Genomic DNA, 6,441 nt, shown 5'->3' with positions numbered 1-6,441 from the left:
GCCGCCGAGGCGGGTTGCCGTGAGGCAACTAGGTGCACGAGCGGCGGATGCCGCGAGTGCAGGTCGCCGGAAGGGCGACCAGTTGCCGAGACGGTGGTAACCGCCGAGGCGGGGGACGCCGTCAGGCGTCCCCGAATGCGCGACCGGCGGTAGCCGGAAGCGCGGGAGGCGTCGTCAGACGTCTCCGTTTGCCGAAACGGCGCAAGCCGCCTGGCGATGTCGCGTGCCCGGGTTCGCCGCGCTGTCATCGCACCACTGCGGGTACACTCGGGCGGGGACTGAGGCACGCAGGAACAATTTCTCGCCGCGGACAGTAAAGCGCTTCGCGGTGTTCAGATCGTGTACGCCGATTCCCGGAGCTGGACGTACCGATCGCCGCGGAACGACCACCGTTTGCGCCGATAGCGCAGATACATCCCGATCCCATCGATTCCAGCGGCCAACGCCTGCCGTTTGCGCGTGCCGTCAGTCTGCAGCATCCGATCGATGATTCCGAAGTAGCGGTCCCAGTCGGCCGGTTCCATGCCACGGACGAGATCGGCAAAGGTGACGTTCCGGCGGATCTCGTCTCCGAGTACCTCTTTCCAGGCGTCGTTGTACCTGCCGAGGTCGCCTTCCGCGGCGAGTTGTCCGGCGATTTTTCCTGTCCGGATGGCGACGTGATCGCCACCCTCGTGGAAGGCGGAGGTCGCTCCCATTGCCCCGCCGACGACAGCGACGTTGGCGGCCGTCGGCGACTCGATCGGGCGCGTCGAGGAGATCGGATACGCCTCGGTCCCGGACTGTTTCCCGCGGTCCTCGACGATCGGGAAGTCTTCGAGGTCGTATTCAGGGAACTCACGTTCGAGCAACCGGCGAATATAGATACGGCCCGGTGGGACTGCGTCGTCATCGCGATCGAGGAGTGCATAGGACTCCCGGTCGGTCACGTCGTCGATGTCCAGCCCGATCGGCATCGTCAGTCCGATACGCGCCACAGGCTCGTCGTTGGGGAAAATCCAGGGGTAAGCCGTGTGACCGGGCATGACGCCCCACCAGAACTCGATGTGGTCGGGGTCGAACAACTCCTCGGGCATCCGACGATGTTCCTGGTACGCGATGTGGTTCGCACGATCGGGCGAGAGATAGGTGTCTGCACTCTCGTCGTCGGGCAGGAACTGATCGAGCACAGGAAGTGTCACGGTGCGTTGGGGCCCGTCGGCGAGCACGATCACGTCGGTCCGGATCGTCTCCCCATCGGCAAGCATGAGGTCGTGTACCGGAGACGGCCCGGAGAGGTCTGACTCGACTTCCTTCACGCTCGTCCCGACGCGATAATCGGCTCCCGCGTTCTCGGCCCGTTCACGTATCCAGTCGTCGAAGCGGGCCCGGTGAACGGTGAAACCGAAGCCGTCGTAGGAGGCGTCGATCCCAGTGTCGGTGAGCGTGACCGACTCGCTGGGACCGTGGAAGGTCGCCCCTTCGAGTTCGCTGAGAATCACGTCCTCGGGGATCGCCGACGGATCCTCGTCCATGATGTCGACCCAGTAGTCGAGGATACCGGCCGCGTCCGTCGAGTCCGGTCCGAGTTCGTCCCGGTCGCTCCGCGGGACTCCCTTCTCGACGAGGACTACGTCGGCCCCGGCGTTCGCGGCGGCACGGGCGGCCGAGGAACCAGCCGGCCCACCGCCGACGATCGCGACGTCTGCTCGCTCCATACCGCTACCGCGATCTGATGTCCCTTAAAGCTCTTGTCCTGGACCGGGCGTCGCTTCGATCGATCGGGCGTTTCTCCTGGGCCCGTCGACGGGGTCCGGAAGACCGATCGTCGGGTCCAGCGTGTTTCCGGCCATTTTGGCGATACGGTCGTGGGAGGCAGCGTCGCCGATGATCTGGCGATACTGGCGGTCGATCCTGCGAACGAGCGACTGATAGGCGCTGGAGTCGGACAGGTGCATCCGGTCGTTGGCGTCTTCGAGCCGGCCTCGCCGCGACACCATCGCGAACCACTCACGGACGGGTTCCGGTGCGTCGAGACGCGTCAGCAGGCGATCGACCAGCGACCGGAGTTCGGAACGATCGATCGGCTTGATGACGTAGTCGTCAACCGGGAGGTCCGCGACGGCCGGCTCCGGGCGCTCGCCCGTCACCATGGCGATCGCGCCCTGATAGCCTTCGGCGCGCAATCGCCGTGCGACGACGTCACCGTCAGGACCCGGCAACCGCCGATCCAGTAGAAGGACATCCTCGTCCTCGATCCGATGGAGTGCTTCCGTGCCGTCGGCGATCGTCACCACGTCGTATTCCTCGAGCAGTCGAAGACGATGGAGCTCCAGAACGTCTGGATCGTCCTCGACGATAGCGACCGTCACTGACTCGCCCATGGGAAAAGCGAATGATCCGGACGGACCTCAACCCCGTTTACTGTTTTGATCGTTCGAGACCGTTCAAACGATGCCCTAACAATTTTTGAGGCTGTTTCATGGTTCTACGGCTGACTCGGGGGTGGTTGGTGAGAGCGCACCAGTCTTTTTTGCTCTCGGACACCGCGTGTTGGGTATGTCCGATCGTGAACGCGAGAGTCATTGGAGGGTCGGCCGTGTCGAATGATTCCCCGGACGTGCTCGTCCTGCGCGGAAAGCCTCACGGGATACCGAGTCGGGAATACGCAACGGCGCTGCGGGATAGACTTCTGGACGACGTGTCTATCGCGGCGGCCCGGACCCCGGGCGACGAACGGGAGGCGATCGAGGAAGCGCCGATCGTCACCGGGGGAAACATCGGGGAGTCGTTGCTAGAGCGTGCCGAGTCACTGGAGATGTTCGCCTGTACCGCCGCGGGGTACGAGCATCTGCCCCTGGAAACGATGGCCGACCGGGGGATCGCCGTGACGAACGCTTCGGGCGTGCACGGACCCAATATCGCCGAGCACGTCATCGGCTCCTTCCTGGCGTTCGCCCGCGGATTCTTCCAGGCGCGTCGCCAGCAGCGCGACCACGAGTGGCGGGCCTTCCAGTCGCGGGAACTCGCCGGGAGCAGGGTCGCGATAATCGGGATGGGTGCGATCGGTCGGGCGGTCACCGACCGCCTGGCGGGCTTCGACGTGACCACGGTCGGCGTCCGGCACACACCCGAGAAAGGCGGCCCGACCGACGAAGTCTACGGCTTCGAGGACATCCACGAGGCACTTGCCGGGACGGAATACGTCGCGATCGCCACGCCGCTGACAGCGGAGACTCGGGGACTGATCGGCGCTGAGGAACTGGCGACTCTGCCTCCGACCGCGGTACTAGTCAACGTGGCACGTGGTCCGATCGTCGAGACGGAGGCGCTGGTCGATGCCCTGCGTGCCAACCACCTGCGTGGGGCGGCGCTGGACGTGACTGACCCCGAACCACTCCCGAACGACCATCCGCTGTGGGACTTCGAGAACGTCTTCGTCACGCCCCACCAGTCCGGACACACCGCGGAGTACTTCGAGCGGCTGGCCGACATCGTGGCGCCTAACGTCGAGACGATTCTAGACGAGGGCGATCCAGACTCGTTACGGAACCGAGTCGCGTGACGCCGACAGGGAATCCGACATCAAACCTCGGGTAACGGGCTCGATCGTCCGATTTCAGTCGTTTCCTCCCGGACCGACACCCCCAGCTCTCGGTGGCGATATACGTCGGCTCCCCGGTGTCATCTCATCTCCCCTGGCTACTCGAACGCTCGCTATCGACACGACGGTTCGCTCGTCAGCGGTTGTTGGAAACACAATGTTCCTTGCTGTCGAGCGAGAAACGTCCGTATGCGAGATTCGAATCGCGAGTGGATACTCGCTCAGCGTCCTGATGGCGAACCCGACATGGGAAGCTTCGAACTGCAGGAGACCGACGTACCCGAACCCAGACATGGCGAGCTACTGGTTCGGGTCCGGTATCTCTCCGTCGATCCGTACATGCGCGGACGAATGCGCGACGCCGAATCGTACGCCGAACCCTGGGACGTCGGGGACCCGATGGAGGGTGCCGTCGTCGGTGAGGTCATCGAAAGCGATAGCGACGCCTACGACGAGGGCGACCTCGTGACGGGCGGCGGCACGTGGGCCGACTACACAGTCCTCGACGCCGACGACGTTGCACCTGTCGACCCGTCGATCGCCGACCTTCCCGCATACCTCGGCGTACTCGGCATGCCCGGACGAACAGCCTACTTCGGACTCCTGGAGGTCGGCGACCCCAAACCGGGCGAGACAGTCGTTGTATCGGGTGCGGCCGGCGCAGTCGGGTCCGTCGTCGGGCAGATCGCGAAGTTGAACGGATGCCGGGTCGTCGGCTTCGCGGGATCGGAACGGAAAGTCGAGTGGCTCACAGAGGACCTTGGTTTCGACGCCGCAATCAATTACAAGGATGTCGACGATTATCGGACGGCGCTCGACGAGGCAGCGCCCGACGGCATCGACGTGTACTTCGACAACGTCGGCGGCCCGATCACCGACGCCGTCTTCACGAAACTAAACCTTGACGCGCGAGTGGCCGTCTGTGGACAGATCGCATTTTACAACGACGAAGGCGTCCCGACCGGCCCTCGGAAACTCCCGCAACTTATCGCGTCACGCGCGACGGTCCAGGGGCTCCTCGTCGGTGACTTTGCGACCCGCTTCGAGGAGGCCAGCCAGCAACTCGGGGCGTGGGTCGCATCAGGGGACATTTCCCACCGGGAGACGACCGTCTCGGGGCTCGAAAACGCGCCCGAGGCGTTTCTCGGCCTGTTTTCGGGCGACAACATCGGCAAGCAGGTTGTTGCCGTTTCGGAATAGTCTCGTTTTTGCCTGCGGTCGGTTTCCGGCCGTTCGTAATTCTTGCCAAGACAAGGTTCCGGGGGCTCAACGGTCGACTGAATCGACGTGACACATGCTCGAAACGCCGACCGGACGGCCAGCACTTCAGGAGGGTCGAGTTGCCACGTACCCGTCACGGGCCTCCAGGATCCAGTACACGAGGAGAACAACGAGACCGGCCACGGTCAGCAATGCGTCTGTTTCGAGACCTCGGACTTGCCAATCCGGGCCGAAGAGAGCAAACGCACCAAGTGTGAGCCAGCAGCCTAACGCGACGAGAAATCGCCAGTGAGAGCCAACAGTGAGTTCACCTGCCTCACCGCGACGAGCCAGGTAGAAATGACCGGCGCCCACGCCGACCGCGTAATACCCGAGAAGCCCCAAGCCCGCAAGCCAGTCCGGCGGTGAGGCTACTGCGATCACAATGAGCAGTGCGAATGCCCCGACGACGGCGATTCCGTAGACGGTGTTTTCACGGGAGACCATGCTTTCCCCTCTCCCCGGTTCGTGAAAACAGTTGGTGTCGTGTATCAGACGTAGCCCTTCTCGACCAGTAACTCGCCGTTGAGGATGCTGGCACCGGCCGCTCCACGCAGCGTGTTGTGGGCCAGACAGTTGAACTGGACGCCAGTTTCAGTCGCCTGGACTCCGCCGACGCCGATCTGCATGCCCTCGGCCCGGTTACGATCGAGACGCGGCTGGGGTCGGTCCGGCTCTTCGAAGACCTTGATCAGCGGATCGGGCGAACTATAGAGGTCCATGGAGGGGTACTCAGCCATCGCCTCGGCAGCTTCCTCCGGACTCACGTCCTCGCTCAGGTCCGCCCAGACGTTCTCAAGGTGGCCATCCAGCGTCGGGATCCGGTTGCAGGAGGCCGCGACGTCCGCTGCGAGCCAGTGGACCTCGGCACCGTCGAACTCGCCCAACAGTTTGCGGGATTCGGTCTCCATTTTCGTCTCCTCGCCACCGATGTGCGGAATGGCGTTATCGATGATTTCCATCGACGTGACGCCCGAGTAGCCCGCTCCGGAGACGGCCTGCAACGTCGAGACGTCGACGCGTTCGACGCCGAAGGCCTCCTGTAAAGCCGCCAGCGGTGGGACCATCGTTATCGTCGAGCAGTTGGGGTTTTTCAGCAGTGCGCCGTCCCACCCGCGACCGTCGCGCTGGACCTCGATCAAATCGACGTGATCGGGATTGACTTCCGGAATAGTGAGCGGAACGTCGGGATCCGTCCGGAAGTTCGAGGAGTTCGAGGAGACGACGTAGCCCGCCTCGGCGAAGCCGGGTTCGACACGTTCCCCGACCGAGGAGGGTAACGAGGAGAACAACAGGTCCACGTCGTCCGGGACGGCGTCGGGTTCGGTCGCGCCGACGGTCATCTCGGCGACGTGATCGGGAATCGGCACGTCGATTCGCCACTTGGCGGCCTCACGATAGGATTTCCCGGCGCTATCCTCGCTGGCAGTCAGTGCAGCGATCTCGAAGTCGGGGTGCGGGTCAAGCAACTGCACGAGTCGTTGGCCCACGGCGCCTGTCGCGCCCAGAATACCGACGGTTACTGGCATGACTGGAGGCTTGGGCTAGGACCGGTCAAAACTGTTTGGATCGCCGGCGGGTCCGAGACGAGAGGAGAC

At 63.9% G+C, this 6,441-nt stretch carries 6 protein-coding genes; 2 read left to right on the top strand and 4 right to left on the bottom strand.

Features of this window, described 5'->3' with window-relative positions:
* Positions 1 to 332 precede the first annotated feature (332 nt).
* A complete protein-coding gene (locus E3374_RS14755) occupies positions 333 to 1,697 on the bottom strand; it encodes an NAD(P)/FAD-dependent oxidoreductase (RefSeq protein WP_136689724.1) in 1,365 nt (454 codons plus the stop codon).
* Between the two features lie 24 nt (positions 1,698 to 1,721).
* Positions 1,722 to 2,363 (bottom strand): response regulator transcription factor, encoded by a 642-nt coding sequence (locus tag E3374_RS14750; RefSeq protein WP_136689723.1) that lies wholly within the window; start codon positions 2,361 to 2,363, stop codon positions 1,722 to 1,724.
* Positions 2,364 to 2,578: 215 nt separating this feature from the next.
* On the opposite strand from E3374_RS14750, the gene E3374_RS14745 reads away from it, so the two are divergent.
* Together E3374_RS14745 and E3374_RS14740 are read left to right on the top strand one after the other, a co-directional pair.
* The gene (locus tag E3374_RS14745) at positions 2,579 to 3,544 is read left to right on the top strand and encodes a D-2-hydroxyacid dehydrogenase (RefSeq protein WP_248299501.1); all 966 of its coding nucleotides are present in this window, start codon (positions 2,579 to 2,581) and stop codon (positions 3,542 to 3,544) included.
* A gap of 228 nt (positions 3,545 to 3,772) precedes the next feature.
* Positions 3,773 to 4,783 (top strand): NADP-dependent oxidoreductase, encoded by a 1,011-nt coding sequence (locus E3374_RS14740; protein WP_136689721.1) that lies wholly within the window; start codon positions 3,773 to 3,775, stop codon positions 4,781 to 4,783.
* A gap of 126 nt (positions 4,784 to 4,909) precedes the next feature.
* On the opposite strand, the gene E3374_RS14735 is transcribed toward E3374_RS14740, so the two are convergent.
* Positions 4,910 to 5,290, bottom strand: a complete 381-nt coding sequence (locus E3374_RS14735) for a hypothetical protein (RefSeq protein WP_136689720.1) — start codon at positions 5,288 to 5,290, stop codon at positions 4,910 to 4,912.
* Between the two features lie 44 nt (positions 5,291 to 5,334).
* The gene (gene asd / locus E3374_RS14730; protein ID WP_136689719.1) at positions 5,335 to 6,372 is read right to left on the bottom strand and encodes an aspartate-semialdehyde dehydrogenase; all 1,038 of its coding nucleotides are present in this window, start codon (positions 6,370 to 6,372) and stop codon (positions 5,335 to 5,337) included.
* Positions 6,373 to 6,441 lie beyond the last annotated feature (69 nt).

Source organism: Halorhabdus amylolytica (assembly GCF_004944975.1).
GTDB lineage: Archaea > Halobacteriota > Halobacteria > Halobacteriales > Haloarculaceae > Halorhabdus > Halorhabdus amylolytica.
This window is presented reverse-complemented; position numbering and strand designations above follow the sequence as displayed.